The organism is Rhodococcus sp. D-46, assembly GCF_011290655.1.
Taxonomy (GTDB): Bacteria; Actinomycetota; Actinomycetes; order Mycobacteriales; family Mycobacteriaceae; genus Rhodococcus_F; species Rhodococcus_F qingshengii.
Genome location: NZ_JAANTF010000009.1, coordinates 15,798 through 34,407, shown reverse-complemented (window position 1 = coordinate 34,407; position 18,610 = coordinate 15,798). Strand labels below are relative to the sequence as shown.

19 protein-coding genes are annotated in these 18,610 nt (G+C 62.2%); 8 read left to right on the top strand and 11 right to left on the bottom strand.

The window, feature by feature from the left end; translation table 11 throughout:
• Positions 1-3 precede the first annotated feature (3 nt).
• From G9U53_RS23175 to G9U53_RS23160, 4 genes are all read right to left on the bottom strand, one after another.
• Positions 4-1,404, bottom strand: coding sequence for a DUF2252 domain-containing protein (locus G9U53_RS23175; RefSeq protein ID WP_007728051.1), 1,401 nt, complete (start codon positions 1,402-1,404; stop codon positions 4-6).
• Positions 1,405-1,435: 31 nt separating this feature from the next.
• Entirely contained in the window at positions 1,436-1,855 is a 420-nt protein-coding gene (locus G9U53_RS23170) for a DUF1622 domain-containing protein (RefSeq protein WP_007728052.1), read from the bottom strand.
• Positions 1,856-1,906: 51 nt separating this feature from the next.
• Positions 1,907-2,938: an ABC transporter substrate-binding protein gene (locus tag G9U53_RS23165; protein WP_228402242.1), complete on the bottom strand. Its 1,032-nt coding sequence runs from the start codon at positions 2,936-2,938 to the stop codon at positions 1,907-1,909.
• A 101-nt stretch (positions 2,939-3,039) separates the two neighbouring features.
• On the bottom strand, positions 3,040-3,384 hold the full coding sequence (locus G9U53_RS23160) for a zinc ribbon domain-containing protein YjdM (protein WP_003944988.1): 345 nt from the start codon (positions 3,382-3,384) through the stop codon (positions 3,040-3,042).
• A gap of 112 nt (positions 3,385-3,496) precedes the next feature.
• Here G9U53_RS23160 and G9U53_RS23155 point away from each other — a divergent pair, with 112 nt between their 5' ends.
• The 4 genes from G9U53_RS23155 (at position 3,497) to G9U53_RS23140 (ending at position 7,294) form a co-directional block, all read left to right on the top strand.
• Positions 3,497-4,129, top strand: coding sequence for a TetR/AcrR family transcriptional regulator (locus tag G9U53_RS23155; protein ID WP_003944787.1), 633 nt, complete (start codon positions 3,497-3,499; stop codon positions 4,127-4,129).
• A gap of 41 nt (positions 4,130-4,170) precedes the next feature.
• Complete coding sequence (locus tag G9U53_RS23150; RefSeq protein WP_003944867.1) at positions 4,171-5,742, top strand: MDR family MFS transporter; 1,572 nt, start codon at positions 4,171-4,173, stop codon at positions 5,740-5,742.
• Positions 5,743-5,759: 17 nt separating this feature from the next.
• Positions 5,760-6,356 (top strand): CHAP domain-containing protein, encoded by a 597-nt coding sequence (locus tag G9U53_RS23145; protein WP_176742021.1) that lies wholly within the window; start codon positions 5,760-5,762, stop codon positions 6,354-6,356.
• Between the two features lie 209 nt (positions 6,357-6,565).
• A complete protein-coding gene (locus G9U53_RS23140; protein WP_050656334.1) occupies positions 6,566-7,294 on the top strand; it encodes an HD domain-containing protein in 729 nt (242 codons plus the stop codon).
• On the opposite strand, the gene G9U53_RS23135 is transcribed toward G9U53_RS23140, so the two are convergent.
• A complete protein-coding gene (locus G9U53_RS23135; protein WP_054781205.1) occupies positions 7,295-7,666 on the bottom strand; it encodes a cupin domain-containing protein in 372 nt (123 codons plus the stop codon).
• A gap of 89 nt (positions 7,667-7,755) precedes the next feature.
• On the opposite strand from G9U53_RS23135, the gene G9U53_RS23130 reads away from it, so the two are divergent.
• Positions 7,756-8,574: an AraC family transcriptional regulator gene (locus tag G9U53_RS23130; protein ID WP_042919858.1), complete on the top strand. Its 819-nt coding sequence runs from the start codon at positions 7,756-7,758 to the stop codon at positions 8,572-8,574.
• Between the two features lie 95 nt (positions 8,575-8,669).
• Here G9U53_RS23130 and G9U53_RS23125 read toward each other — a convergent pair whose 3' ends face one another.
• Both G9U53_RS23125 and G9U53_RS23120 read right to left on the bottom strand, forming a co-directional pair.
• Positions 8,670-9,125, bottom strand: coding sequence for a hypothetical protein (locus G9U53_RS23125; RefSeq protein ID WP_218960183.1), 456 nt, complete (start codon positions 9,123-9,125; stop codon positions 8,670-8,672).
• Positions 9,122-10,177: a LacI family DNA-binding transcriptional regulator gene (locus tag G9U53_RS23120; protein ID WP_228232709.1), complete on the bottom strand. Its 1,056-nt coding sequence runs from the start codon at positions 10,175-10,177 to the stop codon at positions 9,122-9,124. Before G9U53_RS23120 ends, G9U53_RS23125 begins: the two co-directional genes overlap by 4 nt.
• Positions 10,178-10,247: 70 nt before the next feature.
• On the opposite strand from G9U53_RS23120, the gene G9U53_RS23115 reads away from it, so the two are divergent.
• Complete coding sequence (locus G9U53_RS23115) at positions 10,248-11,477, top strand: MFS transporter (protein ID WP_165639246.1); 1,230 nt, start codon at positions 10,248-10,250, stop codon at positions 11,475-11,477.
• Here G9U53_RS23115 and G9U53_RS23110 read toward each other — a convergent pair.
• From G9U53_RS23110 to G9U53_RS23095, 4 genes are read right to left on the bottom strand one after another with little or no spacing between them, the layout of a single operon-like run.
• The gene (locus G9U53_RS23110; protein ID WP_042449164.1) at positions 11,438-12,106 is read right to left on the bottom strand and encodes a class I SAM-dependent methyltransferase; all 669 of its coding nucleotides are present in this window, start codon (positions 12,104-12,106) and stop codon (positions 11,438-11,440) included. The two genes, G9U53_RS23115 and G9U53_RS23110, sit on opposite strands and share 40 nt — an antisense overlap.
• 36 nt (positions 12,107-12,142) lie before the next feature.
• Positions 12,143-14,686: a polynucleotide kinase-phosphatase gene (locus G9U53_RS23105; protein ID WP_165639245.1), complete on the bottom strand. Its 2,544-nt coding sequence runs from the start codon at positions 14,684-14,686 to the stop codon at positions 12,143-12,145.
• The gene (locus tag G9U53_RS23100) at positions 14,683-16,107 is read right to left on the bottom strand and encodes a 3' terminal RNA ribose 2'-O-methyltransferase Hen1 (protein WP_165639244.1); all 1,425 of its coding nucleotides are present in this window, start codon (positions 16,105-16,107) and stop codon (positions 14,683-14,685) included. Before G9U53_RS23100 ends, G9U53_RS23105 begins: the two co-directional genes overlap by 4 nt.
• Positions 16,108-16,144: 37 nt before the next feature.
• Positions 16,145-17,182, bottom strand: coding sequence for an Rv2578c family radical SAM protein (locus tag G9U53_RS23095; RefSeq protein ID WP_003944842.1), 1,038 nt, complete (start codon positions 17,180-17,182; stop codon positions 16,145-16,147).
• A 98-nt stretch (positions 17,183-17,280) separates the two neighbouring features.
• Here G9U53_RS23095 and G9U53_RS23090 point away from each other — a divergent pair, with 98 nt between their 5' ends.
• Both G9U53_RS23090 and G9U53_RS23085 read left to right on the top strand, forming a co-directional pair.
• On the top strand, positions 17,281-17,646 hold the full coding sequence (locus tag G9U53_RS23090) for a RidA family protein (protein WP_058038743.1): 366 nt from the start codon (positions 17,281-17,283) through the stop codon (positions 17,644-17,646).
• A gap of 53 nt (positions 17,647-17,699) precedes the next feature.
• Entirely contained in the window at positions 17,700-18,584 is an 885-nt protein-coding gene (locus G9U53_RS23085; RefSeq protein ID WP_082661458.1) for a DUF5995 family protein, read from the top strand.
• The last annotated feature ends 26 nt before the right edge of the window (positions 18,585-18,610 follow it).

The following is an 18,610-nucleotide window of genomic DNA, read 5'->3' as shown; positions in this document are numbered from 1 at the left end:
TCGTCACACTCCCCGCTCTGCTGACACGCGACCGTCGTCGATCGCGGTCAGCAGAGCGGCATGATCGCGTGCATTGCGCTTGGCGTAGGCAGCCGCGAACTCCCCGATCGCGAAATCGAATTCGGTTCCGTCACCGAGATATTCGGCGATCGCTATCCGATCGGACGAGCGAGCGTGTGCGTAGGCAAGGACCCTGGCGCACAGGCGCCCGTAGAGTTCCAGCCCCTGCGGCACCATCTCTTCGATGACTGCCGACCCTTTACCGTCACGCAGTTGACGAATGTAGAAATCGTGCTCACCCTCGTCGAGCCCCGGCCCTCGTTCCCAGCCGAGAAAGATGTCGCTTGTCGCTTGCATCAAGCGTTGCCCGTTGACGACGCGTTCCCCTTCGTTCTTGAAGGTCGGACCATCGACGTAGCCGGACAATACCGAGGGTTGCGCTTCCTTGACCTGCAGGATCAACGGATCGTCGTCGTCGACGCCTTTCATGAGGATCATCCATGCGCGTGTTCCGACGCTCCCGACACCGACAACCTTCCGCGCAATGTGCGTCATCTCGAAGCTTTCGAGCAACACCCGACGGTCCCACTGCAGCGTGCTCCGATACGACCGAACGCGCTGACGTAGCAACTCCTCGATCTGCGTGAGATCGGTCCCTGCGAACAACTCGTTTGCGGGCACGATCAGCGGCGGATCACTGATGAATTGCCGCCGGCCGTCGACGATTTCGGTGAACTTGCCTGCCGCCTGCACACTGTCGCGGCGACGAGCCTTGTCCAGCGTCGCTTGTGTGCGAGCAAGCATGCGCTTCTTCAGGTCGATCTGGAGAGCCTCGAGCCCGTCCTCGGGTGCGATGTGCGAGTACCAGACTGCAAGATTTCCCAATCCTGCCTGGGTGATCATGGTTTCCCGATACTCGGCCGCGCATCCGCGAACGATCTTCTTCCGCTCCTTGCCCGAAAATCCGTTGTCCTTTGCGGCGATCACCAAACTTGCGGCCAGTCGTTTCACGTCCCATTCGAACGGTCCCGGGTACGTTTCGTCGAAGTCGTTGATGTCGAACGCGAGCTTTCGCTCGGGCGTCGCATAGATACCGAAGTTGCTCAGGTGCGCGTCGCCGCAGAGTTGGCTGGCAAGACCCGAATCCGGACTGCGTGACAAATCGTCGGCCATCACCAGCGCAGCGCCGCGGAAGAACGAGAACCGCGATGCCGACATCCGCCCGTATCGGATGGGCACCAGGTCCTGTACCCGCGACTTCGCCTGCAATTCGAGCAGTGATATCGGATCACGGTCACTCTCTGCCAGATCCGCGAGCGCGGCCAATGGCGTATCTCTACGCGCCTGACGGCCGCGTGCCCGCCTTTCGTCGACCGTGAGATGCTCGGTGCGCACTGCTGTCATCTGCCCGACCTTTCACTCGCAACGGCTATCGCTACGAACTCGACGCGTCGGGCGTCGTGCGGCCTCCTGATCCGCGCGCTGCGCGTACCAGGAGTTCCGGACTTGACACCAACGCCTTGCGCCACGGAAGTACCCCGTCGATCTCGATCTGAATCGACAGGCTCAGCACGGTCCGAATAAGAACGATCATGCCCAGAACTGCGGCGTCTGTCAGCGACGGCGACGACGTCACCGTCTTCACCAGATCAGCGGCGACAAGGATCTCGAGGCCGAGAAGGATGACCGCGCCCATGGTCTCGCGCAGAGTACGAAACGCCGAACTACCGTCCCGCGTTCGACTCCATGCGCGCCCCGCGATCACGAATGCGAACACGAACCCGAGAACCATGGCGACAACACCGAGTACCTCGAACCATTCGGTGACCAGCTCGAAGAACCTGATTTTGTCCATGGTCATGATTCTCGAGGTAATGCACCGATAAGTCGAGGTGACACGACGGCGTCAGCTGAAGATCCGCTCGATGTCGTCGAGTCGCAGCTCGGTCGCGCGGGGAGAATAGCCCGAGCCCCACAGGCTGTCGTCGACGTAATGGACGTTCCCCGAGCGGACAGCGGGAAGACGCTCCCAGAGCGGGTTCATCGCCAACTGCGCACGGACGTCCTGCTGGTCCTGGAATGCGCCCACGATGATCACGTCGCTGGTCACCTGATCGAGTTGCTCCGCTGTGAGTGTGCGCGTGAACTCCTCCGATGTAGCTCGTTCGCCGGGGAAACCGAGGGCGTCGAGAAGAGCGTCGACCTGGTTGTAGACGACACCGTTCTCGCCGGTGCGGAGGAGGGTCACCGACGGCAACGAACCGAGGGCGGAGAGTCGATCCTTGATTGTGAGGAGGCGCTCTTCCGTTCTCGCGTTCAATTCCGCAGCAGCGTCTTCGCGTCGGACCGCGACGCCCATCGAGGTGACCAACTTCTTCATCTCGGCCCACGTGAGGTACCCGTTGAAGCCGGCGAATACTGGAACACCGGTCGCGGAGAGTTCGTCGTAGGACTTTGCCGCATAAGCATTTCCGGCCGTCAGGAGCATGACGATCAGATCCGGCGACGCGCCGATGATCGCTTCCTTGTTCCACGTCCCCGCCGTACCGAGGTTCGGGATGTTCGCAGCCTCCGGCATCGTACGCAACACCGCGTCACCGCTCACACCCTCGAGACCGAAGAAGCCGCCGACGATCTTCTCCGGCGGCACACCGAGGTCGAGCACCGTCGCCATGGCGCTGACATGGGCGATGACCATTCGCTGCGGGTCCGACGGAATCTCGACACTGCCCGTCTCATCCTGCACTGTGACGAGACCACTTGGCGCCGAGCCGTTTTCGTCGCTGCTGCACGCTGCCAGCAAGGTCGCGGCCGCGGCACCGAGCCCGGCGCCGAGGAAACCCCTGCGCGTCAGCGCATCGACGATGCGTTTCCACTGCTCGTCTGTATCGAGTGCGGTGTTATCGAGTGCGGGCGCCAGGCAGATCGAGTTCGGCACAGTTCGGTCCATTCGTTCGAGCGGTCGAGAATCACCTCGATTGTGGCTATCGAACCGTCGAAACTGAACAGGATTTCGAGCCGACAACTATCGCTGTCCGGTCACACCTTCTTGACGACGCTCGACTTCAATTGCATCGGTCCGATGCCGTCGACCTTGCAGTCGATGTCGTGGTCACCAACACCCTGAACAAGGCGGATGTTGCGAACTTTCGTACCTGACTTGATGCCGGTCGGACTGCCCTTCACCTTGAGCGTCTTGACGACCGTCACCGTGTCGCCGTCCGCAAGAATGTTGCCTACGGCATCTTTCACCACACCCAGGTCCTCGCCGGCACTATCGGTCGGCGCCCACTCGTGCGCGCAGGACGGGCAGACCATCAACGCGCCCATCTCGTAGGTGTATTCGCCGGCGCATTCAGGGCAAGGGGGCAAGGTGTCTTCCACGCGGTTCATCCTATCCACCAGGCACCCGATCCCCATTTTGCATTTCATGAGGCATTCTTGGGCGAAATATTGCATTCGATGAAACTTTGCACTCTGTGCAATTATGGATGAAATGGGAACCGAAACTCTCGGATTGCGCGAACGAAAACGAATTGCGACGAGGCAGCTGATCGAGCACACCGCCGTCGAACTCGTTCTCGACCTGGGCTATGACGAAGTGACCGTCGAGAAAATCTGCGAAGCCTGCAATCTGTCGACCCGCACGTTCTTCAACTACTTCCCCACCAAGGACGCAGCGATCGGTGGGCTCATGCTCGTCGTGCCAAGTGAGACGACCATGCTCACGCTCATCGGCGAGCACCCGGACGATCCGCTGCGCGGCGCCCTCGCGGTATTCGAGGCGGCGATGCAAATCGTCGACGAGCGACCCGATCTGCTCGCGCATCGACGCGAATTGTTCGAGCGTCATCCCACGCTGTTGCAACAACATCTGGCCACCTTCCACGATCTTGAAGACACGCTCACCCGGATCCTCACGCGGGAGTTGTCGAACAGAACCGAGTATCGCCGCCTGCACTCGGACACAGCCGCTGCCGACGAAGCCACAGCAACGGTCATCACCGCAGGCGCCGCGATGCGTTACGTCTTCCGAAAATGGCAGAACAGTGAACGGGCAAGCCCCAGAACAGATTTGCTCGATCCGGCACTACTCCTGATGGCTCGAATACTGAGGTCCGAGAGCTGATCCACACTCTCGCACCCGCCGTCACTCAACTAAGGAACTACATGTCCACTCGAGAAGCTGCGACCGTCGAGCCCGACGGCACGCATACCGACACCGAGGCCTCGCCGGACAAACGGTCGATCATCCTCGTTTTTGTCGGGCTGATGATCACGATGCTTCTGGCTTCGCTCGACCAGATGATCTTCAGTACCGCGTTGCCCACCATCGTGGGCGAATTGAACGGCGTCAACCACATGGTCTGGGTGACGACGGCATACATCCTCGCCTCGACCGTCATGATGCCGGTGTACGGAAAACTCGGTGACCTGATCGGCCGCAAGGGCCTCTTCATCGGCGCCATCAGCATTTTCATCGTCGGTTCGGTGATCGGCGGTCTGTCCCACGACATGACCACACTCATCGCTGGTCGAGCCGTGCAGGGACTCGGCGGCGGCGGATTGATCCTGCTTTCCCAGGCGATCATCGCCGACGTCGTCCCCGCCAGGCAACGCGGCCGGTACATGGGTGCGATGGGCGGGGTGTTCGCACTGGCTTCGGTTGCCGGTCCCCTACTCGGCGGCTGGTTCACCGAGGGCATCGGTTGGCGTTGGGCCTTCTGGATCAACATCCCCCTAGGCCTACTCGCCATCGCGAGCGCGATGGCATTTCTGCACCTGCGGAAGCCGAACCTCGGCAAGCCTCGCATCGACTATCTGGGCATGGTTCTCGTCGCGACGGCAGCGACGTGTCTGATCCTGTTCACTACCTGGGGCGGAAACACCTACGCCTGGGGATCGGCCGTCATCATCGGGTTGATCGTCGGCTGCGTCGTGACGGCAGTGGCTTTTGTCTTCGTCGAAAAGCGTGCCGACGAACCGGTGATTCCGATGCACCTGTTCGCTCAGCGCAACTTCGTGTTGACCACCGTCGCCGGCCTGATCATCGGAATCGCCATGTTCGGTGCGCTCGCCTACCTGCCGACCTACATCCAAATGGTGACCGGCAAGAACGCCACCGAAGCTGGATTGATGATGATTCCCATGATGGCGGGCCTGCTCGTCGCCTCCATCGGGTCCGGCCAGCTGGTCAGCAAGACCGGCCGCTACAAGATCTTCCCCATCGTCGGAACATCCATCGTCGCTGTTGCTCTGGTCCTGCTCTCACGTCTGACGCCGTCGACCTCACTGCTGGTCTTCGGTTGCTACATCGCACTCATGGGTATCGGACTCGGCCTCGTCATGCAGATCTTGATCTTGATCGTGCAGAACACCTTCCCCGCGGCCGAAGTGGGAACGGCCACCGCGTCGAACAACTTCTTCCGCCAGATCGGTGCGTCGTTGGGCAGCGCGATCGTGGGCAGCCTGTTCGCCTCGCGTCTGACCAATCTCCTGGCCGAGCGACTCCCGGCGAATGGCGGCGCGGTCGGTGGTGACGAGAACTCCTTGACCCCGGGAATCCTCTGGAAGTTGCCGAGCCAGGTTCGCGAGATCATCGTCGGTGCATACAACGACGCGCTGGCGCCGATCTTCCTGTACCTCGTCCCCTTGGTCATCGCGGCGGTTGTCCTGTTGCTCTTCGTCAAGGAGAAGCCCCTCGCGACGACGATCGATCGCTCGGCGCCCCCGCTCGAGTAATTGACTATCGTGGCGTGATGTCGCACGCACCGAATACGCCCAGACGCACTCTCGCTGTTCTGGGCGTATTCGGCGTTGTGGTGGTCGTAGTTGTCGCCGGCGCACTGTGGTGGTTCGCGCGCGGCGACGACGCTCTTGCCGGCGAGAATCTCGATTCGTTCCCGGCCGTCGACCACAGCATTCTCAGCGCTCAGCAGAGTGCGCTACTGGGCGTCCTCGAGCAGGAGTGGGAGTCAGGGAGTCCCGGCACCAAATACGCCGAGGGTGTCGAAGAATCGTGGTGTGCCGATTTCGTGAGCTGGTCGATGAACCAGATCGGCACGCCGTTCTCGAACCCCAACTCAGGGTCGTGGCGCATCCCCGGGGTGTACACGCTGCAGGAGTATTACGAGTCCGTCGACGCGTTTGTCCCCTACGGTCAGGACTACCAACCCAAGGTCGGCGACACGATCCTGTACGGCGACTCGAGCCCCTTCGGCCAACACGTCAACGTCGTTCTGGTCAACGACGCCGGCACTCTGACGACCGTCGGCGGCAACGAGAACAACAAGGTCATGCTCCATCGCATCGTCCCGTCGGAAGTCCCGGGGATCGTCGGGTTCGGCGTCATCTGAGCCCGAGCCCCACCGTCGTTGCTTGATGGTTCTTGCGATGTGCAGAGGTGAGGCTACAGATTGGGGGTTGCCGTTGGATGGCACTTGCTTTCAACCAATATTCGGATAATTCCGTGTTTCCGTCATTGACAGATATTGGACATCTGTGAAGAAGTTTCCCTGCCAACTAGATTCGTATCCAGCTGTCCCCCACCCAGAACAGGAATTCGATGCGCCCTGGTGAGCTCACCACTCTCGAGCAGATACAACTCATGGCCCGCGCGGCTGCTGCGCAGGCCATGAGTGCTCCGTCGATGCTCCGACTCCGGCTCGGCCGCTACCCCACTCGCACACCCGAGCTGCGCAAACGCCCACTCCCCGACACCAAGCTGTGCAGCGAAGCGCTCGATCACGCCAGAGGAACCCTCTCCCCCGCGGTCTTGAACCACAGCCTGCGCTGCTGGATCTGGGCCGACGCCTTCGCGCAGATCGATGCGATCGAGTACGACCCCGAAGATCTCTTCACTGCGTGCGCCCTACACGATGTCGGACTGGGCGCAGAAGGATCGGCCGAGCACGGGTGTTTCACCTACATCAGTGCCGCAGACGCAGAAGAACTCGCGACCCGAGTGGGAACTTCGGAGAGGTCGGTACAGCGAATCGGCGAAGCGATCCGTCTGCACATGGATCTGACCGTCGACCGCGGCGCGGGCGCTGACGCCTATCTACTGCATGCCGCAGCGCATTTCGACGTTGCCGGTCGGCGTGCGCCCGAAATTCCGCGAGCAACTGTTGATGCAGCAATCGCGGAGTACCCGCGAACAGGGTTCACCGACGAGTTCACGCAGTCGATGAGGCGCGAGGTCCAGCTCCGTCCGCACTCTCGCGCGGCGACGCTCTGGAGATCGGGCATGGCACTGCCGCTCCGAACCAATCCCCTGGATTGGAAGAGCCGCTAGCTACGTCCAGTCCTCGAGCACCGCGGTTCGTGATCCTCCGACGTTCCCGGTATTCACCACGCCCACGGGTTCGATCAACATCACCTCCGCTTCCTCTTCGGCGATGGGACAATGCTCGACTCCGCGAGGCACAACGAACAATTCACCGGGCCCCAGCGAAACATCTCCGTCGCGCAGTTGGATTCGGATCTGCCCCTTTGTCACCAGAAACATTTCGTCGGTGTCGGTGTGGGAGTGCCAGACGAATTCACCTTTGATCTTGACGATCTTGATCTCGTAATCATTGAGGCCCGCAATCTTCTTGGGCGACCAGTGCTCGGTGAACTGACCGAACTTCTCGCGGAGCGATACCGCTGTTGCCGAACTGTTCATGTTGTTCCTCCCTCGGGCGCGCCACCACTGCGATGACGACCCCGCCACTCTTCGTCACCCGAGGCAGCTGCGTCTTGTACGTTTCTGACATGGACCCCCGCGGCGCACAGATCACCGCGTGGGCACCGAGCCTCGCGGGAATCACCGAGGTCTTCCATGCCGATTTTGTCGGACACGCCTATCCCAAACACACGCACGATCAGTGGTCCCTGATGCTCGTCGACCGCGGCACGATTGCATACGACCTCGATCATCGCGCTCATGGCGCAGCACCAGAGATCGTGACTCTGTTGCCGCCAGGCATTGCACACGACGGAGTTCCGGTCACCGAGGCCGGATTTCGTCAACGAATCCTCTACCTCGACACGTCAGTTCTCGGCGAGGTCCTCATAGGCCCGGCGGTGGACAGCCCCGAGATTCGAGACCCTCTGCTGCGCCATCGCATCGATCAACTGCACTCTGCACTCGGCCCGGACGGCGAATCACTCGAGGCCGAAAGTCGCCTGGGGTTCCTCGCTGAAAGATTGAACGAGATCCTCACACCGGCCACAGGTCGATCCCTTCACACGCCGACCGTTGACGAACGCGTTGCCGATCAACTTCGGGACCTGCTCGATGCGCGACTCACAACGGGAATCACGATGCGGGAAGCGTCGAACATCCTGCAGCGGAAGCCCACGTATCTGATCAAGAACTTCGCGAAGCATTTCGGGCTTCCGCCTCACAAGTACGTGACGGGACGTCGAATCGATCTGGCGCGACGCGCAATCCTCGCCGGGCGCGAATTGGCGGACGTGGCCGTCGACGTCGGATTCCACGATCAATCCCACCTGTCGCGGCACTTCGTCAAGCATGTCGGGGCGCCGCCCGGCAAATACTCACTGAACGTGGCCAGTGGAGCGCGCTAGTCGCAGCACCTGGCACCGGTTTCGTCGAGCAGACACTGGTTCCGGTCAGCTGGAGTCTGTGTCCACTGAATAAAAACGGTGTCAGGTCCCAACGATCAAGCCGCCGTCTCGAGGTCGACCAGGAGGAAGTCCTCGCGCCGCGGCCCGTATTCACGATCGGTCAGCTGATACGAGCGCAACGCGCGAGGTGCACGGGCCAACTCGTAGAAGCGCTCGGAGCCAGGCACGAATTGCCTCGTAGCCCAACCCCAATCTGCGCCGTGCGGAATCTTCGGGTCGGGAAGCATGTCGGACTCGATCGACATGAGCCGCAGGCGCCGAACTACCCCGGTCGTGGCGGCATCTGCGCCGAAGTCTATCCACGCCTGACGCGCGTTTGGGTCGTCACGAGGAGTTCCGGCAAGTAGGTGCAATGCACCCGCGACTTCGGCAACCGCCCACCGGCGCGGGTTGTCGACATTCCAGGAGAGTCCCCACCGGACGGTCTCCCCCAATTCTGGAGGAACAAACCACCGAAAACGCAGACCGTCGATGACTACCGGCGTGATCATCGTGTCGAGGTTCGCCGACGCACCGACCATTCGACCGGCTCGACCGCATCGTCCAGCCCGAGAACCACGCGAGCTGCATTGCGCCCTTGATCGAACAGGGACTGGCGAACCGTTGTCAGGCCGGCGTCCGATGCGGCTGTTGTGTCGTCCCATCCGACGACTGCGACATCGTCGGGCAGCGCGAGGCCGAGTTCACGGATCGCGTCCAGAACCCCCAGAGCCAGTTCGTCACTCATCGCCAAGATGACATCGGGCCTTCGGCTCTCGGGAACGTCGAGCAGGGACCGAGCCATCCGCGCACCCTCGCTCCGCTCGTTGACAGTGACGACCCCTACCCGCACCGAGGGCCAATCGAGGCCCGCGTCGCGGACGGCGCGCTCGTAGCCCTCGAGCCGATGGCGGGACACCGGAAAGAACGCTTCACCTGGATCCACGTCCATCCGAATCTCGGACCGACGCTCACGATCCCACGGAAGGCTGATCACCGCGGGCCGCTGCGCCCCCGACAACCCGACTGCCGCGATCGCGACGGCGCCGGCGACATCGTCCATCCCGACGAGATCCACACCCTCGTGCAACGGACCACCCTGGATGCATGCGGGTTTTCCGGTGCCGACAATCGCGTCGAGGATGGGATCGTCGAAGACGGTGGTCCAGACGACAAAACCGTCTACTGCCGCGTCGCGAACTCTGTCGACGTCTCCCGGTTTCCCCGAGTTCGGCAGCATCATCAGCCCGGCGTTCGCATCCAGGCACGCTTCGGCGACTCCCGAGAGGAATCGCCGAGCTACTGCGTCTTCGAAGGCGTACGTCAGCTTCTCGCTGAAGACGACCGCGATGTTGTTGAATTTCCCGCTCCGCAAGGACTGCGCCGCCCGGTTCGGGCCCGCGTACTCGAGCTCTTCGGCGGCGGCGAACACCTTGGCCCGCGTTGATTCAGACACGCGCTCGGGCTGCGCGAAGGAGTACGACACCGACATCACCGACACGCCTGCGGCCTTGGCGACGTCGGCCATCGTCGGACGACTCGAACGCTGCGCACGTATGGCCATGAGCATCAGCATAGCGAGTGAAAAATATCCATTGCGCAGGCGTGTATCGATACATGTATCGTTACACAACATGAGTGCTCGACTGCCGAAGGCAACCACGCTACGGCTGATGACACTGGCCGGAGCAGCCTTCGCCTACGTGACGGCCGAAATGCTCCCCGTCGGACTGCTCAGCGAAGTCTCAACGGACCTCGACGTCACCGAAGGGCGTGTCGGCCTACTGCTGACCTTCTACGCATACGGTGTCGCGGTCTTGACGCTTCCGCTGATTGGAGCGGTCAAAACCTGGCCGCGACGACGCGTCGTCGTTCTGACGGTGGCCACCCTCGCGGTGTCGCAACTGGTCGCAGCATTGGCCGTCAACTATCCGATGCTGGTGATCGGACGATTGCTCTGCGCTGCGACGCACGGAGTGTTCTGGGCTGTCGTTGCACCGGTCGCTGCCACCCTGGTTCCGCGCGGACAACAGGGCAAGGCCATCGCGATGGTGTATGCCGGTACGTCTCTCGCTTTTGTTCTCGGAGGACCCCTGTCTTCGGCGATCGGCCAGTCCTGGGGTTGGCGGACCGCGTCGGCGGCAATCGGTGTGGTGGCAGTGGGCATTGCTTTCTCACTGTATCGTGCGTTGCCAGAAATGCCGGTCGATCAACACCATCGGAGTAAGCGAGACAAACCGAAGCCGACACCGGCGATGAAACGGGCACTCGCCGTCATCTGCGCGGCAACGCTGTTTGCCGCCCTTGGGCAATTCGCTTCGTACACGTTCTTCACACTTCTGGTGGAGGAAAGCCTCGGCTCGTCCGGTGGCATCCGTACCGCGATGCTTCTGGTCTACGGCGCCGCCGGCGCCGTCGGAGTGTGGGTCGCCGGCAAGTACTACGACCGCCGACCGCGTCTCTTCACGCTCATCTCGATCGCGACGGTGGCAGGCGCGCTGGCCATCTTCTGGCTCTTGGCGCCGTCGATGGGAGCGTTCGCTGTCGTCGCCACGATCTTGTGGGGTGCGGCGTTCACCACCGTTCCGATCTGCCTCCAGTCCTCGGTTCTGCGCGCCGTCCCTATCGGGACCGACCGTGCCTCGGCCATCTACGTTGTCGTGTTCCAGATCGCGATTGCAACGGGCGCTCTGCTCGGTGCGGCCGTCGTCGACAGTGGCGGGCTCTCACATCTGGCGGGCATCGGGGTCGCTCTGATGATCGCTTCGTTGGCGATAGTCGGGTTCGGCCGACGCGCGTTTCCCCAGGAACCGGAACGGTCTACTCACTCCCCCACCGACGCGCCGGCCGGACTCTCGTCGTAGATCAGGGTGTATCGCCAGAACAGTCGTCTCCTGATCCGACTACCTGGCAGACACAACGCGGCCGCGCGCCGGACGTCAGCCATCGACTCCCCCGGTTCCGCGGTGGGAGCCGTCATCGCCTTCAGCGGCTCGGAGGCAACCCGTCGATGCTTGACGACGCCGACGACGGGATTGCACACGGTCGCCAACACCGACAGGAGTGCGTCGGTGGCTGTGGTCGATCGATAACACCCGACCACGACGAGCCGCCCGCCCGGTTCGAGCAGGCTACTCAGCTGCTTCATCGATTCTTCGAGTGGAAGATGATGCAACGCTGCGACGACTGTGATCGCGTCGTACTTCGCCTCGGATGCAAAGTCCTCGATCCGCTGCGCGTCGATGATCACGTTCCCGTCGTCGACAAACCTTGCGCGCACGGCGGCCGAGGTTGTCAGGTCGGGTTCCACACCGACCACCACGTCGAACCGCCGACGCAAGAGGTCGATCAGATTGCCGGTCCCGCTCCCCACGTCGAGAGCGCGACCGGACCTGACCCCGCGCAGATTACGTAGAACCCACCGGCCGTAGTGATCGTTGTGACTCCACGGATGGCGTCGATTGAAACCGTCCAAGCGAGCAATCACACCCATACCCGACGGTATCAATCCGAGCCCGCGCACCGGCCGTCACAACCGCGGGTCGACCGGCTCCGATTCGAGAGCCAGCACCGCGAACACGGCCTGGTGCGCTCGCCACAAAGGTTCACGGTCGACGAGCCTGGATACCGCCTCCATGCCGAGCGCGTACTCGCGCAGCGCCATCGACTGCTTGTGTCCGAGGTTGCGGTTACGCAATCTCGCAAGCGTCGACGGTTCGAGGTAGTCGGCACCGTAGATCAATCGCAGGTACTCCCGGCCGCGGACCTTGATCCCCGGCTGAACCTTCGCGTTGTACCCCCGCGGTCCGTGAATCTGATTCGCCAGCGGTTTGACGACCATCCCCTCACCACCGTCGCCGGTGAGCGACTCCCACCACTTCGTCGCTTCGAACACCGAGTCCTCGGAACCGAGATCGACCACCAGGCGACGTGTAGTGGTAAATCGACTCGGGTCGGCCGCGGCCAGGCGGTCCGAAATACCGAGGTGCCATTCGTGATCCCGTTCCCCGTACGACTGGCCCTCGGCCGCCAGAATCTGGAACGGCGCGATGGTGACGCCGTCCAGTCCGTTCGTCGGCCACACGTACCGTCGGTACGCCTCGCCGAAGCGCTCGATACTGGCGGCCCGAACAGTTGTCTGTTCGAACATCTCCGCCACGTCCAGGCCCCGCGACCCGGCCCGCGCCAACACGGCCTCGCGAGCTGTGAGGTCTGATCGCCCGGCCGCCGCGACCGACGCGTACTGCGAGCGCAGCAGACCTTCCGCTTTGACGTTCCACGGCAACAGTTCGCAGTCGAGGAGCAGCCAGTCGGTGCCCAGCTCTTCCCACAACCCAGCGGAGGTGACTGCGGCGGCGATGTCGTCGATCAACTGCTGAGTCAGGTCGTCGTCGAAGAACTGGCGGCCGGTGCGGGTGTGCACCATCCCGGTGAGCGCATCCGGTGCGTCGAAGCGGGACTGAGCAACCGATCGATCACGGCACACGAGCACCACTGCCCGCGAACCCATGTGCTTCTCTTCGCAGATCACTGTTCCGATTCCGCCGGCCCGGTATGCGTCGAACGCGGTCGACGGGTGTTCCAGATAGTCATCGGATTGGGCGCTCGCGCAGGGCGCCATGGTCGGCGGTAGGTACCGCAGCCATTGCGGCGCGACCGCGAATCGGCTCATCACTTCCAAGGCGCCGGCAGCGTTGTCGGTGCGAACGGACACTCGACCGCGCAGTTCGGTGTCGACGCCGGTCGTTTCGAGGACGTCGGCGAGATCGAGCACATCCGGATCACGAGTCGGCGGTGCCAGCGGTACCACCGGCTCGTACCAAACCTGCTCCGCCGGAACCGACACGATCTCTCGTTCCGGGTATCGAAGGGCGGTGAGGGATCCACCGAAGACGCACCCGGTGTCGAGGCACGCGGTGTTGTTGATCCATTCCACCTCGTGCACCGGCGTGTGACCGTAGAGGACCATCGCTGATCCTCGGTAGTCCTGCGCCCACGGGTATCGAACGGGTAAGCCGAATTCGTCCGTCTCACCGGTAGTTTCACCGTAGAGCGCAAAGCTCCGGACTCGACCGGATGCCCTGTTGTGGTAGTCCTCCTTGAGACCGGCGTGCGCGACAACGAGTTTGCCGTCGTCCAGGACGAGGTGCGCGACGAGGCCGTCACAGAAGTCGACGACGCTTTCGCGGAACTCCGCCGACTCGGTGGCCATCTGCTCGAGGGTCTCGGCGAGTCCGTGACTCGGCGTGACCTTCTTGCCGCGCAGCGCCTTGACGAGTTTGTTCTCGTGGTTACCCGGAACCGCTATCGCGTGTCCCGCCGCGACCATCCCCATGACCAGACGCAGCACACCGACCGAATCCGGACCTCGATCCACGTAGTCACCGAGGAAGACGGCAGTTCGCCCGACCGGCGGCACCGCATCGACAGCTCTGCCATCCGTCCCGAAGTCGATGGTGTAGCCGAGTTTCACGAGGAGCGTCTCGAGCTCGCTTCGACATCCGTGGATGTCACCGATGACGTCGAACGGACCACGCTCGACACGCAGATCGCTGCGGAGCGGGTGGCGCAAGAATGTGGCTTCGGAAACCGCGTCCTCACCTCTGAGTATGTGAACCGAACGGAAACCTTCCTTGCCCAACCCGCGAAGCGAGCGAGTCAGCTGTTGGTGCTGGCGGCGAATGACGTCGCGTCCGAACGTCCGATCAGAGCGTGCGTCGTTGCGCGCAGAACAGACCGATTCCGGAATATCGAGCACGACTGCCACCGGCAGTATGTCGTGCTCGCGAGCCAACGCAACGAGTCGCTTGCGCGCGGCGGGCTGGACGTTGGTCGCGTCGACCACCGTGAGGCGTCCGCGTCGCAAACGCTTGGCCGCGACGAACTCCAGCACTTCGAAAGCATCGGACGTCGACTCCTGTGAGTTCGGATCATCACTGACCCACCCTCTGAATGTGTCACTCGAGAGAGTTTCGAACTCACTGAAGTGACGCGCCGCAAAGGTCGACTTTCCCGAGCCACTGACGCCGATGAGTACTACCAGGGCGAGATCTGGAATCTCGTACACCGTCATGACGTTCGTGCCTCCTTCGTGAAGATTGCCATCTGTGTCGGCCCGCCAAGGACCGGATCAATTGCTCCGACAAATTCGAACTCCACGCAATAGCCGTGGACTCGGGCCGTTTCGGATGCCCAGTCGCGGAATTGGGTTCGGGAGAACTCGAACCTGTGATCGGGGTGCCTGAACTCTCCCGCGGCCAATGCCGGATACAGCACGTTGTAGTCGGCATTCGGAGTAGTCAGCAGCACATACTGCGGTGCTGCGTCCACGAAGACCGATCTGACCAGCGCCGGCAGGCGCGCCGTGTCGACGTGCTCGACCACCTCCATCAGCACGGCTGCGTCGAAGCCTTTCAAGCGTGCGTCGCGGTACGTCGCGGACGACTGCATCAAAGACACACGTTCACGTTGGGCGTCGGACATTTCGGTGAACTTCAATCTGCGTTGCGCCCGTGTCAGTTCGCGCGCGCTCACATCGACGCCGACAAGTTTGTCGAATTGAGCGTGCGGCATCAGCGCCTCGATCAGTTTGCCTTCGCCGCAACCGATGTCGACAATCGTTCTGACGTGCAGTCGCTGAAGTGTCGCCAAAACTGCGTCGACGCGAAGCCGTGCCAGCGGCGGATCCGGTCGCGGTACTTCGATCTGCGCCTCTGCTTGTTCGGGAATCAGTCGATCGACCACCGATTCGACCAGGTCGCGTCGACGCGCCAGGTAGCGGGACATGATCAGCGCGGAATCCGGATGCGACGCCAACCACTCTCCAGCGACGCGGATCAACTTGTCTGCCTCGTCGGGTCCCACCCAGTAGTGCTTCACGTCGTCGAGGACCGGCAACAGCACGTAGAGGTGCCGAAGGGCACTCTGCACCGTGTGTTCCCCGGTGAGCGTCAACGACACGAAGTCGGAGTTTCCCCACGTCGGCAGGTGCGGATCAAGCTGCACCGGTATCGCGGTCACATCCCAGCCCAGCGGCTCGAACAACCGACGAGGCAATTCCGCATCGCCGCCGCACGGAACCACCGGAATCGAGACGGTCAACGCGAGTTCGGTTCCGACGAGTTCCGGGTGCGACTTGCACGTTCCCGTCAACGCGGTGCGAAACAGCTTCGACAGAGCAACCGAGAGTATGGACGACGCCGCATACGGCCGATCGTTGACATACTCACCCAGCGAAAAGTTGTCGCCACTCTTGCCGCGTCGATACCTACTCTGCACAAGTTCGATGGGGTCGACGTCCACAATCACTGCCACCGTGGTCTTTTCGGCTGAGGCCTCAGGGTACAGAACCGTGGCGGTGCCGATCGCCAAGTCGAAGCTTTGCACGCGGTCGGGATGTTTGTGCAGCAGGTAGCTCAACGCGGTCGCATCAGGAGTCTGCGGGGTCGGGGTGGACGTCAGTGTGAGTAGCACCAGGCGAATGTAGCCCGGCAAACGTCCGGGGCGCCTCCGATTTACGCGCCCGCGGCCGTCAGAACAAAGTGAGAGCTGCTCCCGCACCCACCAGTTCCCGGGGCGCCTCACGCGGCTCACTGCCAGCTGCACTGACGTCTCGATGCTCCGAACGACCACCCAACCCATGGCGCTCGACCAATGGCTCGACACGGCTTGCGAGCCAACGCTTGTATTCGGGAGTGACATACGCGCCCCGCCCGTACAGCTCGCGGTAGCGACGGATGAGCGCCGGATGTTCCTGAGCAAGCCAATTCATGAACCAACCCCGAGTACTCCCCCGCAGGTGCATCGGGAAGACCGTCACACTCGTCGCACCGGCTTCGGACAGTGCCTCGAACAGCCCGTCGAGATGACTGGTGGAATCGGTGAGGAACGGAATGACCGGCGCCACCATGACATTGCACGAGAATCCCGCGTCGGTGATGGCGCGGATCATCTCGAGACGCGCCCGCGGCGACGGGGTACCAGGCTCGATCTGCTTCTGAAGTGCAGCGTCGTTGATCGCCAACGACACTCCGATTCCGACGTCGACCTGCGCCGCCGCCATTTTCAACAGCGGCAGATCCCGTCGGAGCAAAGTTCCCTTCGTCAAGATCGAGAAGGGAGTTCCGGATTCGGTCAACGCGCGAATAATGCCGGGCATCAAGCGGTATCGGCCCTCCGCTCGCTGATAGGGATCGGTGTTGGTACCCAGTGCCACCGCCTCCCGTTTCCAGGACTTTCGCGCCAACTCTTTGCGGAGCACCGCGGCAATGTTCGTCTTCACGACCACTTGGGAATCGAAATCCGCGCCGGCGTCGAGGTCGAGATACTCGTGACTCGGTCTCGCGAAACAATATCGGCATGCGTGCGAACAACCACGAAAAGCGTTGACGGTGAAGCTGAACGGCAACGTCGACTCTTCGGGCATCTTGTTGAGCGCGCTCTTGCAGAGCACCTCGTGAAACGTGATTCCCTCGAACTCGGGAGTCTGCACGGAGCGAACCAACCCGGCCCGTTCGAGTCCGGGTAGCGCTCCGTCATCTGCATCCAATGCCTGACCCGACCACCTCATGGCCCCAAGTCGAACACTTGTTCTAAGGTATGTCAAGATGGAGCGAATACCCGACCGTGCCTCACCACGGCCGGGAAGTTGTTGGCAGAATTCGGTGCATGTCGAACAGAATCAATATTTCGTCCGGTTCCGAATGGGAACCCAAGATCGGTTACTCCCGTGCCGTGCGCATCGGTAACCAGATCGCAGTCTCCGGCACCACCGCTCCTGGTGAGACCCTCACAGATCAGACCCGCGCAGCGCTCGAAACTATCAAGGCAGCACTGGCCGAGGCCGGCGCCTCGCTCGACGACGTCATCCGCACTCGCATGTACCTGCGCGACATGACGCAGTGGGAGCAGGCCGCTCTCGCGCACGGTGAAGTGTTCGGCGAGATTCGTCCCGCCACGACGATCCTCGAGGTCAGCTCGCTGATCGACACCGCTCTGCTCATCGAGATCGAGGCCGACGCGGTCCTCAGCTGATCGCCAATCCGGACATTTGTGAAATGGGCGCCTAGTCTGAGCCGATGAAACCGATGCGGCTGTATCCGTTGACGCTCGCGCTCGGCATCACCGCCGCTTTCCTCTCGCCCGGTTCTGCACTCGCAGATCCGGGCGAGAGTCTTTCGACGGCTTGCGGCAGCCAGTTGAGCAATGCCGAGGTGGGCCGGATTGCCGAACTCAGCGACGTCACGACCCTGAACGGTGCCGGACTGCCTCGGCTCGAGACCGCTGTCGAACGTCATCGTGAGATCACGTCGATCCTCGTCTCACACCACGATTGGCGAGGCTTGTTCTCCATCGGCCTCGACGCTGTCGAGCACGAGGCGGTGATGCCGCTGCAGCGAGACCCTGCGGCCTTCGCCGATGACGAGTGGGCCCATTCCGTCAGCTACGAATTGCTGCGCAGGTACCTGGTGAACGTCCATGCAGAGTTCACCGGTACTCCCACCGATCCGGCGTGGAGCAACTACTTCGCCCTGACACGTCAGTGCGACGCCAGTCCAGCACGGGTCGCCATGGCCGGCTACAACGCGCATCTCACCGTCGACCTCGCTCACGCCGTCGCCACGTCCGGAACCACTGCGGAGGATGTCCCCGATTTTTACAAGATCGTCGATTCCATTGCCGTCAAGGGTGGTTCGATCGTGACCCTCACCAAGGCCGAGTACGACGCCGATCTGGGGCCGCTCTGGCGGTTCTACTTCGTCGGCGAAGGACTCGACCGATTGGCCGGAAACTCGCAGCCCTCGGAATTGTTGCTCCGCGCCGCCGACAGCGGATACAACACCATCACGCTGGCCAACGGATTCGCCCTCCAGAATCCGCAGACACGTCCGGGCGCAGAACAGGAGATCGACGCACTCTGGCGTACTACAGATTCCGCTCTCGACGTACTCTCGCGACTCGGTGGTCTGTGACATCTCACCCTCCGCTGCCTGAACCG

Bases quoted from the DNA above. Each gene is read 5' to 3' on its own strand.
- G9U53_RS23175 (WP_007728051.1), bottom strand. From the start codon at position 1,404: ATGACAGCAGTGCGCACCGAGCATCTCACGGTCGACGAAAGGCGGGCA.
- G9U53_RS23170 (WP_007728052.1), bottom strand. From the start codon at position 1,855: ATGGACAAAATCAGGTTCTTCGAGCTGGTCACCGAATGGTTCGAGGTA.
- G9U53_RS23155 (WP_003944787.1), top strand. From the start codon at position 3,497: ATGGGAACCGAAACTCTCGGATTGCGCGAACGAAAACGAATTGCGACG.
- G9U53_RS23150 (WP_003944867.1), top strand. From the start codon at position 4,171: ATGTCCACTCGAGAAGCTGCGACCGTCGAGCCCGACGGCACGCATACC.
- G9U53_RS23145 (WP_176742021.1), top strand. From the start codon at position 5,760: ATGTCGCACGCACCGAATACGCCCAGACGCACTCTCGCTGTTCTGGGC.
- G9U53_RS23140 (WP_050656334.1), top strand. From the start codon at position 6,566: ATGCGCCCTGGTGAGCTCACCACTCTCGAGCAGATACAACTCATGGCC.
- G9U53_RS23135 (WP_054781205.1), bottom strand. From the start codon at position 7,666: ATGAACAGTTCGGCAACAGCGGTATCGCTCCGCGAGAAGTTCGGTCAG.
- G9U53_RS23130 (WP_042919858.1), top strand. From the start codon at position 7,756: ATGGACCCCCGCGGCGCACAGATCACCGCGTGGGCACCGAGCCTCGCG.
- G9U53_RS23125 (WP_218960183.1), bottom strand. From the start codon at position 9,125: ATGATCACGCCGGTAGTCATCGACGGTCTGCGTTTTCGGTGGTTTGTT.
- G9U53_RS23120 (WP_228232709.1), bottom strand. From the start codon at position 10,177: ATGGCCATACGTGCGCAGCGTTCGAGTCGTCCGACGATGGCCGACGTC.
- G9U53_RS23115 (WP_165639246.1), top strand. From the start codon at position 10,248: ATGAGTGCTCGACTGCCGAAGGCAACCACGCTACGGCTGATGACACTG.
- G9U53_RS23110 (WP_042449164.1), bottom strand. From the start codon at position 12,106: ATGGGTGTGATTGCTCGCTTGGACGGTTTCAATCGACGCCATCCGTGG.
- G9U53_RS23105 (WP_165639245.1), bottom strand. From the start codon at position 14,686: ATGACGGTGTACGAGATTCCAGATCTCGCCCTGGTAGTACTCATCGGC.
- G9U53_RS23095 (WP_003944842.1), bottom strand. From the start codon at position 17,182: ATGAGGTGGTCGGGTCAGGCATTGGATGCAGATGACGGAGCGCTACCC.
- G9U53_RS23090 (WP_058038743.1), top strand. From the start codon at position 17,281: ATGTCGAACAGAATCAATATTTCGTCCGGTTCCGAATGGGAACCCAAG.
- G9U53_RS23085 (WP_082661458.1), top strand. From the start codon at position 17,700: ATGCGGCTGTATCCGTTGACGCTCGCGCTCGGCATCACCGCCGCTTTC.